This is a genomic window from Streptomyces sp. MUSC 14, from assembly GCF_001866675.1.
GTDB lineage: Bacteria > Actinomycetota > Actinomycetes > Streptomycetales > Streptomycetaceae > Streptomyces.
In genome coordinates, this window is sequence record NZ_MLYN01000025.1 from 149942 (window position 1) to 169859 (window position 19918).

6 protein-coding genes are annotated in these 19918 nt (G+C 69.1%); 4 read left to right on the top strand and 2 right to left on the bottom strand.

Annotated elements, in window-relative coordinates:
- Positions 1-63: 63 nt before the first annotated feature.
- Both BIV25_RS16885 and brxD read right to left on the bottom strand, forming a co-directional pair.
- Positions 64-2202, bottom strand: a complete 2139-nt coding sequence (locus BIV25_RS16885) for a DEAD/DEAH box helicase (protein ID WP_071373154.1) — start codon at positions 2200-2202, stop codon at positions 64-66.
- Positions 2202-3515 (bottom strand): BREX system ATP-binding protein BrxD, encoded by a 1314-nt coding sequence (gene brxD, locus BIV25_RS16890; protein ID WP_071373155.1) that lies wholly within the window; start codon positions 3513-3515, stop codon positions 2202-2204. Before brxD ends, BIV25_RS16885 begins: the two co-directional genes overlap by 1 nt.
- Positions 3516-3767: 252 nt before the next feature.
- On the opposite strand from brxD, the gene pglW reads away from it, so the two are divergent.
- From pglW to pglZ, 4 genes are read left to right on the top strand one after another with little or no spacing between them, the layout of a single operon-like run.
- Positions 3768-8309, top strand: coding sequence for a BREX system serine/threonine kinase PglW (gene pglW / locus BIV25_RS16895; RefSeq protein ID WP_071373156.1), 4542 nt, complete (start codon positions 3768-3770; stop codon positions 8307-8309).
- Positions 8306-11941 carry a BREX-2 system adenine-specific DNA-methyltransferase PglX gene (gene pglX, locus BIV25_RS16900; protein WP_071373157.1) on the top strand — a complete coding sequence of 1212 codons (3636 nt, stop codon included), beginning with the start codon at positions 8306-8308 and terminating at the stop codon, positions 11939-11941. Before pglW ends, pglX begins: the two co-directional genes overlap by 4 nt.
- Positions 11942-11955: 14 nt before the next feature.
- Complete coding sequence (locus tag BIV25_RS51055; RefSeq protein WP_071373158.1) at positions 11956-15795, top strand: DUF6079 family protein; 3840 nt, start codon at positions 11956-11958, stop codon at positions 15793-15795.
- The gene (pglZ, locus tag BIV25_RS16910) at positions 15795-18599 is read left to right on the top strand and encodes a BREX-2 system phosphatase PglZ (protein ID WP_071373159.1); all 2805 of its coding nucleotides are present in this window, start codon (positions 15795-15797) and stop codon (positions 18597-18599) included. The genes BIV25_RS51055 and pglZ overlap by 1 nt, the downstream gene beginning before the upstream one ends.
- Positions 18600-19918 lie beyond the last annotated feature (1319 nt).

Here is a 19918-nt window from a genome sequence, read left to right on the forward strand (position 1 = left end):
CGCTCTTGTTGATCCCAGGGTCGGAGGCTCCCGTGGGGGGACTCCCCTCAAGGGCTTCGGCAGTTATTGTCGTGTCTCCCAGCGCACGGCCTCGTCAAGGACGGACCGGGCGCCGTCGAAGTCCGCCAGGCGAGCGGCGACAGTGCGTGCGGCGAGGCGCTCGGGGAGGGCGGCCGAGAACTTCAAGCCCTGTACGGCACGGGGGTTGACCTCAGGCAGGACCAGGTGGTCGGCGAGGTCGGTGCGGGCTGCCTGCCAACTCTGCGGTGTCGTTGCCGCATTGAGACGGATCCGCGCGTCGTCGGGTTGTTGTACGGGGTCGGCGAGGGCCCCGAGAGATGCGATGAGGGTGGCGTTGGCGCGGAAGCCGGCCCAGGTCCACCACTCGAGCTTGTGGCCCTCGCGGCGTAGGAGCGTCCCACGCGTGGTGACGTGCGAGGCTCGGTTCTCGCGGAGTTCGGCGAGGCGTGCTTGTGCACGCCGGGTGAGGCGGACGGGCGGGTCCGCTCCGAGGAGTACGTCACGCATGGCGCGGGTGAGCTGGAAGGATAGGCCGCTGAGCCCGTAGCTATCCCAGCGGGCGCGGCCACCGCCGTCGGCGGGTTCGACGAAGGTGCGCCTGCGGCCGAAGTCGATATGCCCGACTTGCCAGCTGTGTCCACCTAGGAGCAACAGGCGTGGACCTTCACGCTGTTCGAGGAGGAGTTGGGGGTCGATGGTGCCGAGATCCTTGCGGCCGAAGTAGACGGTGAACTGGGGCGGGGCGGTGAAGGCCGCGGTGAGGGCCATGAAGTGGCGGCGGCCGAAGTGCTTCTCGGCATGAGGGCCGATGAAGAGCAACCCGTCGTCACTTTCGAGGAAGCCTTCGCCGATCAGGTACTTCATGATCGGTGTCGCGCTCTTGTCGAAAGGTGCGAGACCGTTCCACTCCTCGCACCAGGTTCGATCGCCGAGCGTGTGCTGCTGCAGGGCGGCCGCGAGAATCTGCTGGGCTACAAGGTGACGCGGCTGCGGCGGCGGGACGACGGGCTCGACCCAGTGGCGGCCCCACAGCAGGAGTAGTGCCGCGGCTTTGAGGAGGGCGGGCTCCTCGGTGGCGAGGAAGAGCGCGTTGCGTACGGTTCCGTCGCGCCGTCCTGTGCGGCCCAGGCGCTGCAGGAAGGCGGCGACAGTGTCAGGGGCGCCGATCTGGATGACGCGATCCAAGTCGCCGACATCGATCCCGAGTTCGAGGGTCGAGGTGGAGACGATCACGCAATCGCGGGCCTCGGCGAAAGCCTCTTCGGAGCGGCGCCGCTCGTCGAGGGAGAGGGAGGAGTGAGAGAGGTACGTCGTCACGCCGCGGATGCGGAGCTTCTCGCCGAGCTCCTCGACCTGAGCGCGGGAGTCGCAGAAGACGAGACGCTTTTCGCCGCCGTGGAGGAGGGAGATGAGCTTGGCTGCATTATCGAGGGAGCCCACGTAGTCGAGTTCGATGTCGCCAGGCGGTGGGGGGCTTCCCTCGGGAGCTGTGAGCTGTACACCGGGTGCGACGACGCGGCCGGCGCGCTCGTGCGGTCGTGCCCCTTGCAGCCAGTGCAGCAGGTCCTCGGGGTTACCGACGGTGGCGGACAGGCCGATGCGCTGGATGCGCCGGCCTGCGAGGCGTTCGAGGCGTTCGAGCACGGCGAGCAGGTGCCAGCCACGGTCGTCCGAGGCGAAGGCGTGCACCTCGTCGACGACCACAGCCCGCACCCCGCCGAGCATGTGCTTGTGGTCGGTCTTCTCGCTGATGAGCTGCGCTTCGAGGGATTCGGGGGTGGTCAGGAGGATGTCAGGGCTTTCTACCCGCATCCGCTTGCGGGCGGATTCCCTGGTGTCGCCGTGCCACAGCCCCGCCGTCCGGCCGAGCCATCCCGCGTAGGTCGCAAGGCGCGGTTCGAGGTTGTTGAGGAGGGCCTTGAGGGGGGCGAGGTACAGCACCGAGGTGCCCTGCCAGTCGCCGGCCTCCATGGCGGCGAGCAGCGGGAAGGAGGCCGCCTCGGTCTTGCCTCCCGCGGTGGGGGCGAGCAGCACGGCGTCCTCGCCGTCCATCAGCGGGTCGATGGCGGCCTTCTGCAGGGGGCGCAGGTCGGGCCAGCCAAGGCTGTTGACGATGTGGTGCAGGAGTACGGGGTGTAGACGGTCCGCCGGGTTCGGGCGGTCCGCCTGGTCCGGCGCCATCACAGCTCGAGACCGATGTCGTCCGCGGTCGCCGCGTTGCGTTCCACAGCGGTCAACTCGTTCCCGGAAACGGTCAGTTGATAGTGGACCCGCGGGTCGAACTCCTCGAACTGGTCAATCCGGTCGAGGACGTCCCCGACGAGCTTCTTCAAGAAGATCCGCGGGGCGACGCCGACCTTCCCGCCCAGGTGCCCGCCGACGGCCTTGGCGAGGTCGTCGATGTACGCCTCGTCGGCCACCGCCCGGATCCGCCCCGGATCGCCCGCTCCGGCGGCGTACAGGTCACGTGCCTTCAGTCCGAGCTGGACGAGGCGCTCCCCGGTGAAGCCCGGCAGGCGGATCTGCACGGCACGCGGGTTGTCGAAGCGCGGGTCGGTCGTGAAGTCGGTGGCGAGCCGTTGTGCGAGGGGGGCGAGCCGCTGTACGCCCTGTGGACCGTCGTAGAAGGCCGGGGTACCGGTGATCACCAGGTAGAGGCCGGGGAACCGGCCGGAGTGCACCTCGTCGATGAGCTGGCGCAGCGCGTTGAGAGCCTTGTCGCGGGCGTCGGAGCGGACCCTCTGCAGCGTCTCCACCTCGTCGAGTACGACGACGAGGCCGGCGTGACCGGTGTCGCGCAGGACGGTGAGGAGTCCCTGGAGGAACCCGAGGGCCCCGAAGTGGTCGAGGTCACCGCGCACCCCGGCGGCCTTGCGAGCCGCCGCGGACACATGTGGCTGCCCGCCTAGCCAGGCGAGGACGGCGGCTGCCGCCGTCTCGTCCCCGGCTTCGAGCGCCTGACGGTAACCGCGTAGCGCGGCGGCGAAGGCCGGTGCGTGCCGGGAGACCTCGGCGAGTCGTGCCGACATCAAATGGTCCACGGCGTCGGCGAGCGCGTCCTCGGCGACACCGTCGGCGAGGGCGTCCTCCTCCAGCGCGTAGAACCAGCCGTCGACGACCTGCTGCAGCGCGCTGGGCGGGAAGGCCGAGGTGGTGAGCCGCTCGATGAGCCGCCGGTAGACGGTTTCGAGTCTGTGCAGTGGCGTCTCGTTCTCCGACACCTGGATCTCGCTGACGGCGAATCCGCGGGCCTTGCCCCGCTCGGCGAGCCACCGGGTGAAGAACGTCTTGCCGGAGCCGTACTCGCCGCGTACCGCTTTGAAGACGGAGCCGCCGCCCGCGATGGTTGCCAGCTCCTCGTCCAAGGCGGGAGCGAACCGGTCGAGGCCGGTCGCGAGCAGATCGAGCCCCTGCTCGGGCACGGCTCCCCGCCGCAGTGCGTCCACGACGCCTCGCCGCCGTACGGCGCTGACCTGACCACGTACGTCATTCACGGCGCCATCCTCGCAAACCTGCTCCTCCTGCTGCCCGTGATCGCTGTGCACGAGCCACTTCGGCACCGCGATCGTGGGGTCGAAAGCCCTGGTACGGGGTGAGCGGAAAGGGGTGGGGGGTGGTGATCGCGCCCGTACAATCGAACGGGGTGGGTTGTCGCGATGGCGGACACGAGCTACTCGCTGCAACCATTCGTAACCCACCGGGGTCGCCCTGGGCGGCGGGGCGTGCGGGATCGGAGAGTCAGGCTTATGAAGAAGGGTCGCTGGACGGCCGTCGCTGCTTCCGAGTTCCCGCATGAGCAGGCGGCCCTCGAGAGGATCCTCACGCCCCTGCCGGACGACGGTCCGTGGCGGGCGTGGTCCAACTTCACCTTCGTCAGCCAGACGGGTCACGTCCGTGAGGTCGACCTCCTGGTGGTCACGCCGGGTGGCGTGCACATGATCGAGTTGAAGAGCCTGCACGGCCGGGTGGAGCGGCGCGGTGGTCAGTGGGTGCAGATCCCGCCGGGGAACCGACGCGGCTACGGGAAGGGCCTCGGCGATCCACTGCGTCTCACCAACCAGAAGTCCAAGGAACTGGCTTCCCTGCTGCGCAGGTACGGCGCGAAGGTGTACATCACCGAGGGGGTGTGCTTCACCGAGGATGGCCTCGACCTGGCGCTGCCACCGCACGAGTTGAACGCCCACATCTACAACTGCATCCCGGCCCTCCTCAAAGAGCTCCAACTGCCTCCGCGTGAAGACCGGTTCAGGATCTCCTCCCAGGGCAGCGCCGACATCGGCAGGGCGCTCGCCCAGGTCGGTATCCAGCAGGTGGTGAGGGAGGCGAAGGTCGGCCCGTTCATCCTGGACAAGCGCCCCTTCGACACGGGTGCCACCTGGGCCGACTACGCGGGCAGACACGAGCAGCTGTCCGAGACGGTGCGGGTACGGGTCCATCTGCGGCCCCGCAATTCGAGCAGCGAGGCGCGCAAGGCGCTTCTCGAGGCGGCGAAGCGGGAGGCCGACACACTGAAGCGGATCCACCACCCCGGTGTGGTGCGCATCCGGGACTACTACCCCTCCGACCATGAAGCGGGCCCGGCACTCACCTTCGACCATCATCCGGAGCGGCTGCATCTGGACGAGTTCCTCGACCGGTGGGGTGGGAAGCTGGACCTGGAGGACCGGCTCGCACTCGTCCGCCAGATCGCCGAGGCGATCAAGTACGCGCACGCCAAGCGGCTCTATCACCGCGCCCTCACACCACGCTCCATCCATGTCATCCCTCGTCACAAGGGCGCGGGAGGGCATGAACTGAGCGAGGAGGAGCGCTGGCGGCGGCCCTTGACGCAAGTCTCCGACTGGCAGCTGGCCTCGCGTACGGTCACCTCCAGCGGTGTGAGCCTGGCGCCGTCCACGGTGTCGGACGGGAGCGTCGACGACGCCTCGGACCCTTACCTGGCGCCGGAGCTGACCGCCCCGAAGGCCGATCCGGCGCGCATGGACGTGTACGGCATCGGCACGCTCGCCTATCTGCTCACCACCGGCAGCGCTCCCGCCGCGACCAGCGCGGAGCTGCAGGCCCGCGTGGAGAGCGGTGAGCGACTCGCCCCGTCGGCGGTCAAGGACGGCATCCCGCCGTTCCTGGACGACCTGATCGACGCCGCCACCGCCCAGCAGCCGGACCGGCGGCTCGACGCGGTGGGCGACTTCCTGGAAATGCTGGCAGAGGTCGAGGAGGACCTTCGGCCCGCCGCCGCACTGGACGACGAGCAGCCGGGGCAGGAGGAGCCCGCCGACGACCTCGACCCGCTGGAGGTCCCGCCCGGCACGCTGCTGCAGGGGCGTTGGCGGGTACGCCGCCGCCTCGGCACCGGCTCGACGGCGCGCGCCCTGCTCGTACTCGACGAACAGCAAGCGGGGAAGAGCGACGCGTTCGCGGTGCTGAAGGTGGCGCTCGACGACGACAAGTCGGAGGCGTTGCAGCGCGAGGCGGAGACGCTCGGCCGACTGCGGGACTCGAGCATCATCCGGCTGCTGGTGCCCGGCACCTTCACCGTGGGCGGGCGTACGGTCCTGGCCACCGAGTACGTCGGCAACATCAAGGCCGAGGCGGACGACAAGCGCGACGACCGCACCGCGCGGGACGAGACCATGGCGCGCGTCCTGGGACGGCAGGGCCGCCTCACCATGGACGACCTGGAGCGCTACAGCGACAACCTGTTCAACGCCCTCTACTACCTGGAGGGCGAGAGCGTCTGGCACCGCGACATCAAACCGGACAACATCGCGATCCGGATCCGCCCCAACGGCACCAGGCAGGCGCTGCTCCTCGACTTCTCGCTGACCGCCGTCTCGGCCCGCGAGACCGGCGCGGGCACATCCGGCTATCTCGACCCGTTCGTCGGCGCGGTCATGCGGAACCTGTACGACGACGCCGCGGAGCGGTACGCGCTCGCCGTGACACTGCACCAGATGGCGTCGAACGAGCTGCCGCAGTGGGGCGACGGGTCCGTCACCCCGCGGATGACGGACCCGAAGGAGTGGCCGTACCCGACGATCGCGTCGGAGGGCTTCGAGGACGAACTGCGTGACGGGCTTACCGAGTTCTTCCGCAAAGCGTTGAGCAGGGATGCGAAGAACCGCCACAAGGACCTGCGGGACATGCGCACGTCCTGGCAGCGGGTGTTCCAGGACGCTCAGCGGCTCGCCGCAAGCGCCGGACACGAGTCGCTGAGGCGGCAAGGACAGGGCTCCGCACCGGACGGCGAAGCCGACACCGCCGAGCTGCGCGACCAGCTGGCCGAGGTCGCCACCCGTGACACTCCTCTGGTGCGTGCGGGCCTGACGCCGTCCGCGTACTCGATCCTGCGGGACATGAAGCTCACCACGGTCGGTGAGTTCCTCGACCGGGCCAGCCGTACGTTCATCAACCGGCCAGGGCTCGGCGCGCGGACGCGTACGGAGATCCAGCACCGGCAGAAGGAGTGGCGAGCCCGTCTCGGCTCGCGGCCCGAGCCGCAGCCCGTGCCCGAGCCGTCGCCGGAGCCCGGGACGCCGCTCGAGAAGAACCTCGCGCGCATGATCGGGGAGGGCTCCGAAGCCCAGGACATCGACCATCTCCTGGCCCGGATCATCCCGCCTGCCACCGGCCGGACGAAGCGGCTGCACGACGTGGCCGTGCACCTGCTGCGCGCGCCTGGAGCCGACGGGACGCTGCCCGATCTTCCCGTGTGGCCGCGGCAGCACGATGCCGCGCAGGCCGTCGGGGTCGCCAACCAGTCCTCGATCTCCGGCGAGTTGAAGAAGCTCCGCAAGCGCTGGGCCGAGGACGAGGGCCTGGTGGAGGTACGGGCAGCGATTCTGGAGCAGCTCCGCGCGCTCGGCCGGGTCGCCTCCGTGGACGCCCTCGCCGGCTGGCTGCTCGGCACCCGCGGCTACTCCCTGGGCGACCCGGACGTACGACGGGCCGCAGCCTTCGCCGTACTCCGCGCTCTGATCGAACGCGAGCAGCAACTACCCGTAGCCGACAGGGCTTTCCAGCACTTCGCCCCGTACAAGGCGACCGATCCGGTACGGCGCGCGGGCTTCCTCGCGCTGGAGGTCGACCCGGACAACGAAGCCGACGGACCCGACACCCCCGCCCCGGCCGCACTGCTGAGCTATGTGAAGCGGCTTGGTGACGCCGCCGACAAGCTCGCCGGAAGGGACTCCCTTCCGGGTTCGAGCACGGTCCTCGCCGAGCTGAGCGCCGTGCGGCTGCCCGAGGGCGACTTCTCCTGGGACGACCGGCGCGTCGCCAACCTCGCCGCCCAGGCGAGCCTGAACGCCGCGCTGTCGCCGCGGCTCGAAATCTACCCGCGCGACCTGGGCCTCGTTCGCGCACTGCGGCTCACCCAGGCGGGCCTGGTCCGGGTTTTGCCGGGTCTGCCCGAGATACAGCAGCCAGGGCTGCCCCTGCGCGAGGTCCTGGAGCGGGTCAACGACCGCTTCCCCGCTCTGGCGGCGCTCGCCGGGACGAAGGACAGGCCCGAGGAGTTGCTCAAGGCGCTGCGCGAGGCGGGCTTCGACCTCAAGTACGCGGCCGACAAGAAGGCGTTCCTGCCCCGGAAGTTCGAGGCGGTCGTGACGTACACCTCGGCCCTGAGCGGCAGCGGCTCCGGGACCGGTGGTCCGCTGGACCGGGAGTCGACCGCCGCGCGGGCCGAGGCGCAACTGGCGGGCGCTGCGCGGCGCGACGGGCTTCGCGTGCTGACTGTGCGCGCGCGGAGCTCCCCGGTGGTGGGGCGGGAGCTGAGTCGCCAGTACGGGGCGCGGACGGTGTCGGTGACCGAGTTGTTCCTGAAGGGGCTGCGGGGCGAACTCACGCCCGGTCGCGCGATGCCGCAGTGGGAGGTCGTCGTCAAGGCGGACGTCCTCCCGGCCGGGCAGCGACCGACGGGTTTCACGAACCTGGTGGGGGCGGTGTGGCAGGCCGTGCAGGGTGTCCTTGAAGGGGAGCTGGCGGCTTCGGAATCGGCTTCGGCTTCGGGGGGCGACCGTAGTGCTCCTGTGCTGCTCACCGATGCCGCCGTCTTCGCCCGCTACGACGGCATGCACGTCCTCGACCGGCTGACCGCGCTCGCCCGGCGCGGCGGCCGACCCCTGTGGGTGCTTGTCGCTCAGGACGACGAGACCGCCGTCCCGAAACTCGCCGGCCACCCCGTCCCGTACCTCGAGGCCCAGCAGGAGTGGATCCCCATTCCCAAGTCTTGGACCCGTATGCACGAACCGAACGCCCTGACAGTCCCTGAAGGAGCCACCAAGTGATCGACCGCAAGGCGCTGCTCTCCGACCTGCAGGCACAGGTCAAGGCGGCGGAGACGGATCTTGAGGGCCAGGTCAAGCGGGAGGACGCGGTACGCGGCCGGCTCCGCGCCGAGTACGACGCGTCGAAGAAGGTCGGCCGGACGGCGGCGACCTGGCAGTCGTGGCTGGACGAACGGATCACGCAGGTGGCGGTGGCGTGGGTGCTCGGGACCGTCTTCGTGCGGTTCGTCGAGGACAACGGTCTGGTGTCGGAGCCGTACATCACCGCGCCGGACATCGCCGGGCGCGAGGTCGCTCAGGCGCGGTACGACGAGTACGTGGACGAGGCGGAGGACCCGACGTACCGGGGCTGGTTCGAGCGCGCCTTCGAGGAGCTGGCGGCCGGGCCGGCGGGGGCCCTGCTGTTCTCGGAACACAATCCGCTGAAGCAGATCCCGCTGTCGCACGAGGGGGCCGGGGCGCTGCGGGACTTCTGGCAGCGGACGGCCGACGACGAGGCGGGTAGGTCGGTCCTGGTCCACGACTTCACGGACCCGCTGCCGGAGGGTGCCGACGCCGACGGGACGAAGGGTTGGGACACCTGGTTCCTAGGCGACCTTTACCAGGACCTGAGCGAGGCCGCCCGGAAGAACTACGCGCTACTGCAGACCCCGGAGTTCGTGGAGGAGTTCATCCTCGACCGCACGATGAACCCGGTGGTACGGGAGCGGGGCGGCGTCGAGGGCCTGAAGATGATCGACCCCACGTGCGGGTCGGGCCACTTCGTGCTGGGCGCCTTCCGGCGGCTGGTACGTGAATGGGCTGTGCGGCGGCCAGAGTTGGACGCGCACGCGCGGGTGCGCGGGGCGCTGGAGTCGGTACACGGGGTGGACGTCAACCCGTTCGCGGTGGCGATCGCGCGGTTCCGGCTGCTGATCGCGGCGATGGCGGCGGCGGGGGTGCGGACGCTGGGGGAGGCGGCGTCGTATGACTGGCCTATGCAGTTGGCGGTGGGGGACAGCCTGATCCGTAACCGGAAGATCCGCGGCGAGCAGGGCACGTTCGACTTCGACGAGGAGGACGAGCCGGATCCGCTGGTCGACTTCCGGTACACGACCGAGGACGTCAACGACTTCGACCAGATCCTGCAGCGCGGCCGGTACGACGTAGTCGTCGGCAACCCGCCGTACATCACGGTCAAGGACAAGAAGCTCAACGACCTGTACCGGTCGATCTACGATGCCTGCCAGGGGACGTACGCGCTGTCGGTGCCGTTCGCGCAGCGGTTCTTCGAGCTGGCGAAGATCGGAAGCGCGGATACAGGCGAAGGGTGTGGCCGCGTCGGGCAGATCACGGCGAACTCCTTCATGAAGCGGGAGTTCGGGACACGACTGATCGAGTCGTTCTTCGGGCACGAGGTGGAACTGACGGAGGTCATCGACACGAGCGGGGCGTACATCCCGGGGCACGGGACGCCGACGGTGATTCTCGTGGGGACGCGGCGGGGGTACAGCAAGCGCGGGGCGACTGTTCGAACGGTTCGGTCGGTTCAGGGGGAGCCTTCGGCTCCGGAGAATCCGGAGGAGGGGTTGGTCTGGCGGGCGATCGTCGAGCAGATCGACGCGCCTGACTCCAAGAGCCAGTGGGTGTCTGTTGCGGATCTTGAGCGGGAGCGCTACTTCGCGAAGGCTCCCTGGATCCTCGCGGATGGCGGCGCCGAGCTCGATGAGCGGCTGAGCGCTGGTCGCACGGTCCCGATGAAGGCGGTTATCGAACCACCGATCGGCCGGGCCATTCGAGCAGGCTCGGACGAGGCATACATTCGGCCACTGCGACCGACATTCCGCACCGTCACCGACCGAGATGCACTGCGCCCCCTAATGAAGGGCAACAACGTTCGCGACTGGATCGCGACCCCTGAAGAATTGATCTGGTATCCCTACGCCGCCGGGGTTGATCTGGACGACTTGCGCACGGATTTGTGGCCTTTGAGGGCGATGCTCGCTGCGCGGCGCACATTCCAAGGTGACATGGCGGATGCTGGCCTCGGCTGGTGGGACTACATGCAGCACACGGCCTCGGCTTACAGGACCCCGCTGTCGATCACGTTCGCCGAGATTGCAACACATAACCACTTCATGCTGGACCGGGGTGGAAGGGTGTTTAACCGCACTGCGCCGGTGATCAAGATGCGGGAAGAGGCTACCGAGGAAGATCACCTCCAACTGCTAGGTGTTCTTAATAGCTCCACGGCCGCGCTCTGGCTCAAGATGGTCTGCCATGACAAGGGCAACGGTGGAATTGGGGGTGGTATTTCGGATGAGTTTTGGGAGCACCGTTTTGTGTTCAACGGCGCCAACGTCCAAGACTTCCCGCTCCCCCCCACCTATCCCACCCCCCTCGCCGTCTCCCTGGACGCTGCCGCCCACGACCTCACCGCCTCCTCCCCCACTGCCGTAGCAGCCAACGCCACCCCCACCTCCACCTCCCTCCGCGAAGCCCGCACCACCCACGAAGCCACCCGCGCCCAAATGATCGCCCTCCAGGAGGAACTGGACTGGCAGGTCTACTCCCTCTACGGCCTCACCGACACCGACCTGCGCCCCGCAGACCCGGCAGACGTCCCGCCCCTCGCTCTCGGCGAGCGCGCCTTCGAGATCGTGCTTGCCCGTGCCATCGAGCGTGGCGAGGCGTCCTCCGAGTGGTTCACGCGGCACAACTCCACACCCATCACCGAGCTCCCCGACCACTGGCCGGCCGCGTACAAGGACATCGTCAACCAGCGCATCGCGACGATGGAGTCGAACTCCGCGATCGGCATGGTCGAGCGCCCCGAGTACAAGCGACGCTGGGCCACCGACGGGTGGGACGCCATGCAGACGGCGGCACTCCGCGCGTGGCTGCTCGACCGGATCGAGGCCCGGCGTGAGCTGTGGTTCGACGGGAGCGATCAGCCCACCCTCATCACGCTGCCCCGCCTGACCGACCGGCTTCAGGAAGACGACGACTTCGCCGCTGTCCTCAACCTCTACGCGCCCCGCGCCGACTTCGCGAAGACCGTCGCCGAGCTGGTCGGCGACCAGCACGTCCCGGCCGCCGCCGCCCTGCGCTACAAGCCCGCCGGCCTCAAGAAGCGTGCCGACTGGGAGCGGACCTGGGAGAAGCAGCGTGCGGAGGACGCCGCTACCTCCGAGGACGAGAAGCGGAAGATCCGTGAGGCGACCGCCGTGCCGCCCAAGTACACCTCCGCCGACTTCCTGCGCACCAGCTTCTGGTCGCAGCGCGGCAAGCTCGACGTACCCAAGGAGCGGTTCATCTCCTACGGTGCGCAGAGCAACGTACAGACTCCCGTCCTGCTCGGCTGGGCAGGCTGGGACCACCTCCAGCAGGCGCAGGCCATCGTCGGCTACCTCAACGAGAACCAGCTGACGCAGGACGAGCTCGTCCCGTACCTCGCCGCCCTGCTCGAACTCCAGCCGTGGCTGGACCAGTGGCACGGCGAGTACCTCCCCGACTTCGGCCAGTCGGCGGCGCAGGCGTACCACGACTTCCGTCTCGCCCTTCAGGGCGAGCACGGGCTGACCGACGACGACATCCGGGCCTGGCGGCCCGTGGCGGCGGCGCGCGGTGGCCGCGCCAAGACGACGAAGTGAGCTGAAGAAGCGACATGGCAGCGAACCCCGCGAACGGCAACAACGGCACCCCGCTCCTCCGCGAGCTGATCAACATCAAGCCGGAGGTGTCCAGCTCCGACTACGTCCTCCAGCTCGCCGACGCCACCACTCCCGACGGCGCCGAGAGGGCCCTCGCCGACTACGTCGTCACCGACGACCTCGTGCAGCACTTCAACGAGGCCCTCGGCATCATCAAGTCGGCGGTGGACAGCCACTCCTCGAAGGCCGCCTATCTGCACGCCTCGTTCGGTGCCGGTAAGTCGCACTTCATGGCCGTCCTGCACGCCTTGCTCAACCAGGCCCCGGCGGCTCGTGGCAAGACCGACTTCGACCCGGTGTTCGCGAAGAACGGCTGGCTGCAGGACGGTGAGCGGCGGTTCCTGATGGTGCCGGTGCACATGCTCGACGCCAAGTCGATGGAACAGCGGATCCTCGGCGGATACGTCAAGCGGATAAGGGAGTTGGAGCCCGGCGCGCCGACCCCGCGGGTCTACCGCACCGATGCCATGTTCCGTGATCTGCAGTCCATGCGGGACCGGCTCGGCGACGAGGATGTGATCAAGTTCCTGGCGGGTGCCGCGCCCGCTGAGTCCACCGGAGAGTGGGGCGAGTTCGGGGCAGCCTTCACCTGGACCACTGAGCTGCTCGACGACGCGATGGCCGCCGAGGAGCTGGAAGTCGGGCAGGAGTTCAACCCCGCCGACCCGTCCACCCCCGGCGAGCTGCGAGCCCGGCTCGCCCAGGACACGGCCAAGGTGCTGCCCGGCTACGAGGAGCGCGCCGTCGAGCAGGACGGCGGCTTCATCAGCCTCGACCGGGGCCTGTCGGTGATCGCCCAGCATGCGAAGAGCCTGAACTACGACGGGATCGTGCTCTTCCTCGACGAGCTGATCCTGTGGTTCGCCTCCCGTATCTCGTCCTCGGAGTTCGTGTCGCGGGAGACCGCGAAGATCACGAACCTGGTGGAGGGCGGCGACGAACGCCGCGCCGTCCCCGTCGTGTCCTTCATCGCCCGCCAGCGCGACCTGCGCGACCTGGTCGGATCCGCTGAGGACGGGGGCCGCTACCAACGGGCCATCGTCGACAACCTGGAGCTCGCCTCCGGGCGGTTCGACCGCATCAGTCTGGAGGACCGCAACCTTCCGCAGATCGCCCACGCGCGCCTCCTCAAGCCGCTGACGACCGAGGCGGACACGGTGATCGGGGAGGCGTTCAAGAAGGCGAAGTCCACCAACGCCAAGTTCTGGGACGAGCTCCTGGGCGGCGACGAGAACAACGTGGGCGCCACGGAGACCGCGTTCCGTTTCACGTACCCCTTCTCGCCCGCCTTCATGGACACCCTCGTCCACCTGTCCTCGGCCCTTCAGCGCTCCCGCACCGGCCTCAAGCTGATGGGCGAGCTCCTCGCCGCGCGGCGCAATCTGCTGCGCGTCGGCCAGTTGGTGCCGCTCGGCGACATCTACGCGCTGATCTCGGGCGGCGGCGACAAGCCGTTCACCGACGAGCTGCGGGTCGTGTTCGACGAGGCCGACCGGCTGTACCGCAACCGGATGCGCCCCTACCTCCTCGACCAGTACCGGGTCGCGGAGGAACAGGTCGCGGCGTACCAGCAGGACCCCGCCGCCATCGAGGACGGTGATCTCGCACGTCGGCTCGGGCAGTTCACCGACGACGACCGGCTGATGTCGACCCTCGTCCTGTCCGCCCTCGCGCCCGCCGCGCCCGCCTTCCAGAACATGACGGTCAAGCGGCTCCTGGCCCTCAACGCTGGCACCATCAAGGCGCTCCTTCCCGGCGGCGAGATCCCCGCACTGATCAACAAGTTGAAGGAGTGGGCGGGCCGGATCCCCGAGATCAAGCTCGCGGGCGACGGCGTGGCGATGACCGTACGCCTGGAACTGAGCGGTGTGGACAGCGAGTCCGTCGTCCGCAACGGCCGCGAAGCCTTCGACAAGCCCCGCTACCGCCACGACGCCGCCGTCGAGCTGCTGCGCTCTCAGTTCGCACTGACCGCGGCCAAGGGACAGGGCGGCTTCGACGCCTACGACACCCTCGACTTCACCTGGCGGGGCAGCAAGCGCCGTACCGAGATCGTCTTCGCCAATATCGCCGACCGGGAGGAGACTACCGACTCCATGCTCACTCCGGTCGACGCGGAGACCTGGCGTCTCGTCGTCGATCTGCCGTGGGATGAAGGAGAGTTCGGGCCGCGCGAGGACCTGAACCGGATGAACAGCTTCTGGGAGCGGCACCCCGAGGTCCAGCACTCCCTCGCCTGGGTGCCCACCCATATGACGACGACGATGTACGCGGACTTCAACCGGTACGTGGTCATCAAGCGGATCCTGAACAGCGGCAGCGACTTCGACAGCCGTTTCGCCGCTCACCTCGGCCCCGACGACCGGGTGCGGGCACGAGGGCTGCTCACCACGCAGGCCGAGACCCTGCACGACCGTGTGCTCGCCGCCTTCAAACAGGCGTACGGCCTGGCGAAGAAGCAGGAGGGGGACGTCCTCGACGACTTCTCGGAACACATCGCCACCAAGCCGGGCGCACCCACGCCCGCGCTCGGCCTGAGCGCCGCCCCGCGCGATGCGATCCGCGACATCGCGGGCAAGATGCTCGCCTGGCAGTACCCGGCCCACCCCGACCTCGGCCCGGGGGCCGTCACGCCCGCCCAGGCGCGTACCGTCCTCGGATACGTCAGCGAGGCCGCCGGGGCCCGCGAGGGCAAGGCGGAGATCGCGCGCGGGGACCAGGGGTTGATGCGGACGGTCGCGCAGCCGCTCAAGCTTGGCACGATGGGGGAGAGCTACTTCACCCTCGGCGGGTACTGGCGCGATCACTTCAACCGGCTCGCGAAGAACGACCCGGACGCGGACATCGGCTACGGCTCGCTGACCGCGTGGACGGACGAACCGCAGCGGATGGGGCTCCCGACCCACATCCAGCAGCTCGTCGCAGCCGCGTACGGCGAGATGGAGGACCGGGTGTGGGTGATCGGCGGGGCCCCCGTCGCGGACCTCAAGCTGGGCGAGATCAAGGACGGCTGGGCACTGCGCCGCCAGCCCCTGCCCTCCGAGTCGGCCTGGGAGGCGGCCCGTGCGCGGTACGAGAAGATCTTCGGCACGACGGCCCCCGTGCAGTTGCGCGGGCGGATCGTCAATTCCTTCGCCGAGCTGGTCCGTACCCACGTCGACAAGCACGTGCCCGCCAACCGCGAGCTGGTGGCCGAGCTGGAGCGGCGAGCGGACTTCCTCGGCCTCGACGACACCGCAGTCAGCGGCCGTCTGCACACCGCACGCCGCGGCCTCGCCCTGCTCGAGGAACTGCTCGCGGCGAAGGGGCGCGGGGCCAAGCAGGTCGTCGAGACCCTCGCCTCGTTCGGCCTCGGCGAGCTGACGCCGGAACGGCTCGGCTCGTCCGTCTCGACGGCGGACGTAGTTGCCCCCGCCCTGCAGAACGCCTCCTGGGACGTGCTCGAACTCGGTACGGGCATGGACGCTCTCACCACCCTCCAGGAGGACGCGCGCGAGGACCAGTTCAGCCGGAAGCTGCAGGACTCCCTGCCGCGGGCCCAGCGGGCGATCACCCAGGCCCTGGCCGTCCAGCGGCAACAGCAGCAGCGGACCGAACCACCGGCACCGACCCCGGCCTCGCCCACCCCGGACCAGGTGCCGCTGACCACCGACACCTCGCACCCCAAGGTCGAGACCACCGCCCGTACGGGCTCCGTCCAGGGCAGCGCCACCGAGGTCGAGCAGGCCCTGCACCAGGTGGCGGCCGCGCATCCCGGCAAGGCCATCGAGATCACGTGGAAGGTGGTCGACTGATGCCTCAGGCCGGCCGGGGCGTCGCCCGTCTCACGCCCACCGCCGTCGCGAACTACCTCGCGGGTCAGCGCGCGCTGCTCAAGCAGCCCGAGCAGCCGGACGGTGACACTCGCCAGGTGGTGCTCCTGCGCTCGGCACCCACGTGGGAGGAGCAGGCGATCCTGCCCTGGAACGGCGGCAGGCACGCACGGGTGGCCGCCGCGCCGTCCGTGCTCGCCGTCTACCAGGAGGCGCTCGGCCACCTCGACGCCTCCGGTCCTGGTTCGGCAGAGGACCCGTCCCTGCTCGTCCTGCTCACCGACCGGGAGGACGCCGAACTCGACCCCGGCATCCTGGTCCGTGCGTACCGGCACGCCATCCAGCATGTCGACAACTGGGACCTCATCCGCGAGACCTTTACCGCCTCCGGTATCGATCCACGGCTCGGCGACGAGACCTGGGGGGTGGCCGAGGCCCTCCTCGAAGCCGTCCCGGCGGGCGGCTGGCCCGGCCTCAACCGGCAGGTCCTGTCCCGAACACACGCCCTCGCCACCCTCGCACGGCGACGGCTGCTGCTCGACGCGGACGCCCAGCTCGACATCGACACGCTGCTGCTGTGGAGCCGCACCTCATCCGAAGGACCGCGCGCCTACCGCGCGCTGCGTGACGGGGAGCGGGCCGGGCTGCGGCGCTTCCTCGCCGAGGTGGACCAGGCTGGTCCGACCGCCGACGCCCTGCTGTCGATCACCGAGCACGACGAGCCGTCCGTCGCCCTGCCGTTCGGGCTCGTCGCCGCCGCGCTGTGGCAGCACGCCCCGGCCGGCCCCGAGGTCTTCCGGGCGCGCGGCCGAGCGGAGAACATCCTCGGCCGCGAGTTCACCGACGAGGCCATGCGACGCTACGGGGAATCCACCGAGAACCTCGTCGCACGCAACGCACAGCTCCTCGCCGAGGTCACTCCGGACGCCGAACGGCTCGCCGGACATCTGGGTGCGACCGAGGCCGTACGCCACAGCCCCTACTTGCCCGCCGGACTCGAAGCGCGCCTGTCCGCCGTGGGTTCGGCGATCGCCGACCGAGATCTCGATGCCTGCCGTACGGCGCTGCGTGCAGTGCAGGCGCAGCACCTCGCCGAGACGGCCCGCACCCGGATCGGCCGCGCCCGGATGGCCGTGCGCCTGGTGCAGTGGCTGGCCACCGAACCCGCATGGACACCGGACACCGTCGCGGGCGCCCTGGCCCACTACAACGCCGAACTCTCGTGGTCCGACCGTGCGTTGGAGCACCTGGAGGCGGGTGGCGACACCGAGCCCGCCCTGTCCGGTGCCTACGACGCGCTCGCCGCTGACGTGCGCAAGGTGCGGCGCCGCATGGACCGGGCCTTCGCCGAGCAGGTCGCCGAGTGGACCACGGCGGGTACCGCTCCCGGCTCGATGCTGACGGTCGAGACCTTCCTCGAGCGGGTCGCGAAGCCTGTGGTGAAGTCCCAGCGGCGGCTGATGCTGCTCGTCGTGGACGGCATGAGCGCCGCACTCGCGGGGCAGCTCGGCGAGGAACTCGCGGCGCACTGGACCGAGTACGACCCCACTGGCGAAAAGGGCATGCCGCCTACCCGCCAGGCGATGGCCGCCGCCCTGCCCACCGTCACCGCCGTCAGCCGCACCACTCTCCTCACCGGCAGGCTGCAACGCGGCGACCAGAAGACCGAGAAGCGTGAATTCCCTGCCCTGCGGTTGTGGTCGGGGCAGAAGGCGGCCGTCTTCCACAAGGACGACCTCCGCCCCGCCGGCACTGGTGGACGCTTCGGGCCTGACCTGGAGGCGGCGCTGGCCGACGACGCGTCACACCTCGCGGTCGTCCTCAACACCGTCGACGACGGACTGAAGAACGACGAACGACTCGACGAGTGGGACTGGACGATCGACGACGTCGACGCCCTGACCCCACTCCTGGACGAGGCCCGCCGGCGGGGCATGGCCGTAATCATCACCAGCGATCACGGGCACGTACTGGAGCACCGTGGCGTGAAGGTACCCGTCCCTGAGGTGGTCAACGCCCGCTACCGCGACGTACCGGATGGTGGAGCCGAACAGCTGGTCAGCGAAGCAGAGATGGCGCTCGCCGGTCCCCGCGTGGTCGGAGTCCCGATTGTCGCCCTGTGGTCGGCCGACACCCGCTACACGAATCGTGCCGCCGGATACCACGGGGGCGTGCACCCGGCCGAGTTCACGATCCCAGTGCTCGCGTACCTGCCGAACGGCGCGACAAAGGACATCCCGCCAGGGTGGCGGCAACTCACGGACACGTATGAGCCGCACTGGTGGAAGCTGGACACGAAGCGCCTGCACGCGACCTCGACACCACTCTCCGCAGAGACCGGGACGACACAGCCGGCGAAGTCCAGGCGTACCTCGACGAAGAAGTCCGCTCCTCAGGACACGGGTCTGTTCGAGATCGGGGTGTCCCTCCAACCGTCCGAAGCCGAGGGGACACTGCTCTCCCTGCAAGCCCAGTCTCCGGTGGAGCCGCTCCTGGATGACCTCTTCGCCTCCCCGGCCTTCAGTGACCAGCTCGCCCTCCTCCCCCGCAAACAGGACCCGGAAAGACTTCGCCAGGCCCTTGCGGCGCTCTGTGAGAACAACACTCTCCCCCTGACAGCCGTGGCCGCCGCCGCGGGCATGCCACCTGCCCGGGCCCGCGGCTACGCCGCCGTCCTCATCCAGCTCCTGAACATGGACGGAATCCAGGTCCTCGAACTCCTCCCCGACAACAAGACACTGAAGCTCAACCCGGCGTGGCTGAAGTCCCAGTTCGGGCTCGGCTAGTAGGTCCGTTGCCGGTATCCATGCTTAGAACTGGCTGGACAAGGGTCCCTGGCCACTGAGTTGAGCGACCGTCTGCTACTGCCTGCACCCTGACCACGCGCACTGCTCAGCCCGAGGCGCCTGGACGCTCTGGCATGAAGCTCACGTGCGGGCTGGCATTCCGGTTGTGGCTCTCGCGTGGCCGCATCGACCGTCCGGGAGCTCGGTACCCCGCACTGCCCCAGCGGGCTGCTGCGTTGTGGATGAATCCTTCAAGCCTTGGCCGGCTGCCGGCCCTGTTGTGTAGCGTGGGCGCTCCTGAGCGCTCTTGTACGTTGTCGTGAACCCTGTGCTGGGATGGTGCTGGGATGCGCTTGCATAACCGCAGGTCAGACCAGTTGTGGTGGAGTTCCGCTTCAATGTATAGGCCACGCATTACCGTGGATCCTGTGAATTAGCAAAACGCCAGGTCAGGCGGGGTCGGCCCGAATTCGGGTCGACCCGCTCGCGTGCCCGTGGCTGGATTTTGGCTGGATGATCTGACGCTTCGTCAACTGTCGTCATCCGTCGTTCTCTGCACGCTGGCTGGAACGCGGCTGGACGTAGCTGAACCACGAGTCAGTTCGGAGGGGTGGCGCGCATGCTCCTGGGCGGGAAGAACGGCCCTGTCGTCGCCCGCACGGGCAGGTTGGCCGGACGTCATGGCAGTCCCGCGGGTGCGCCTGGCCGCAGGTTCGAGTCCCGGGCGGGAGCCACCAAACAGGGGAATCGGAACCGTCGCGGACGCGGGGCGGGACGCTGGTGGTGACGGCGGCCTTCTCGCTGTGAACCCGGCGTACAGCCCGACTCGTCTGCCATTGGGGCCCTGACCAGGGGAAACGACCTGGTCAGGGCCCCATTGTGTACGGCCGGGCTTCCCCCTTGTACCTGCGGTTTCCCGGGAGTTCCCGGGGGATTGTGCACGGGATGTGCACGCTGGTCCCGGTGCCAGGGGGAGTGCCGTCGAGCTGCGAGATGGTGCGCAGGTGGCAGCCCCGGCGGGGGGACGCGGAACATGGGAACAGGGAAAATCGCCAGTCGCGGGCGGCCGGCTCGTGCTCCCGGCCGCTGTCCGATTGAACCCATAGGTGGTTGTAGCTTGGCCGCAGCTTCGAGCCCCGGCAGGAACCGCAGCCAAGGGCCGGTCGTGCTGAACCCCCTGTGGCCTGCGGAGATTCGCTAGTCGTCGCCATGTCGGCACATCTGCCGAAGTCGCGTGTCGGCTGATGCAGTGATCACGCTCCTTTGAGCTGCTTTGCGTTGCCCAGGTTCGGAAGATTTCAAGTCCAGTGAGACGGTTG

Coding starts and splice junctions, on each gene's coding strand:
- pglW (WP_071373156.1), top strand. CDS start 3,768: ATGAAGAAGGGTCGCTGGACGGCCGTCGCTGCTTCCGAGTTCCCGCAT.
- BIV25_RS16885 (WP_071373154.1), bottom strand. CDS start 2,202: ATGGCGCCGGACCAGGCGGACCGCCCGAACCCGGCGGACCGTCTACAC.
- BIV25_RS51055 (WP_071373158.1), top strand. CDS start 11,956: ATGGCAGCGAACCCCGCGAACGGCAACAACGGCACCCCGCTCCTCCGC.
- pglZ (WP_071373159.1), top strand. CDS start 15,795: ATGCCTCAGGCCGGCCGGGGCGTCGCCCGTCTCACGCCCACCGCCGTC.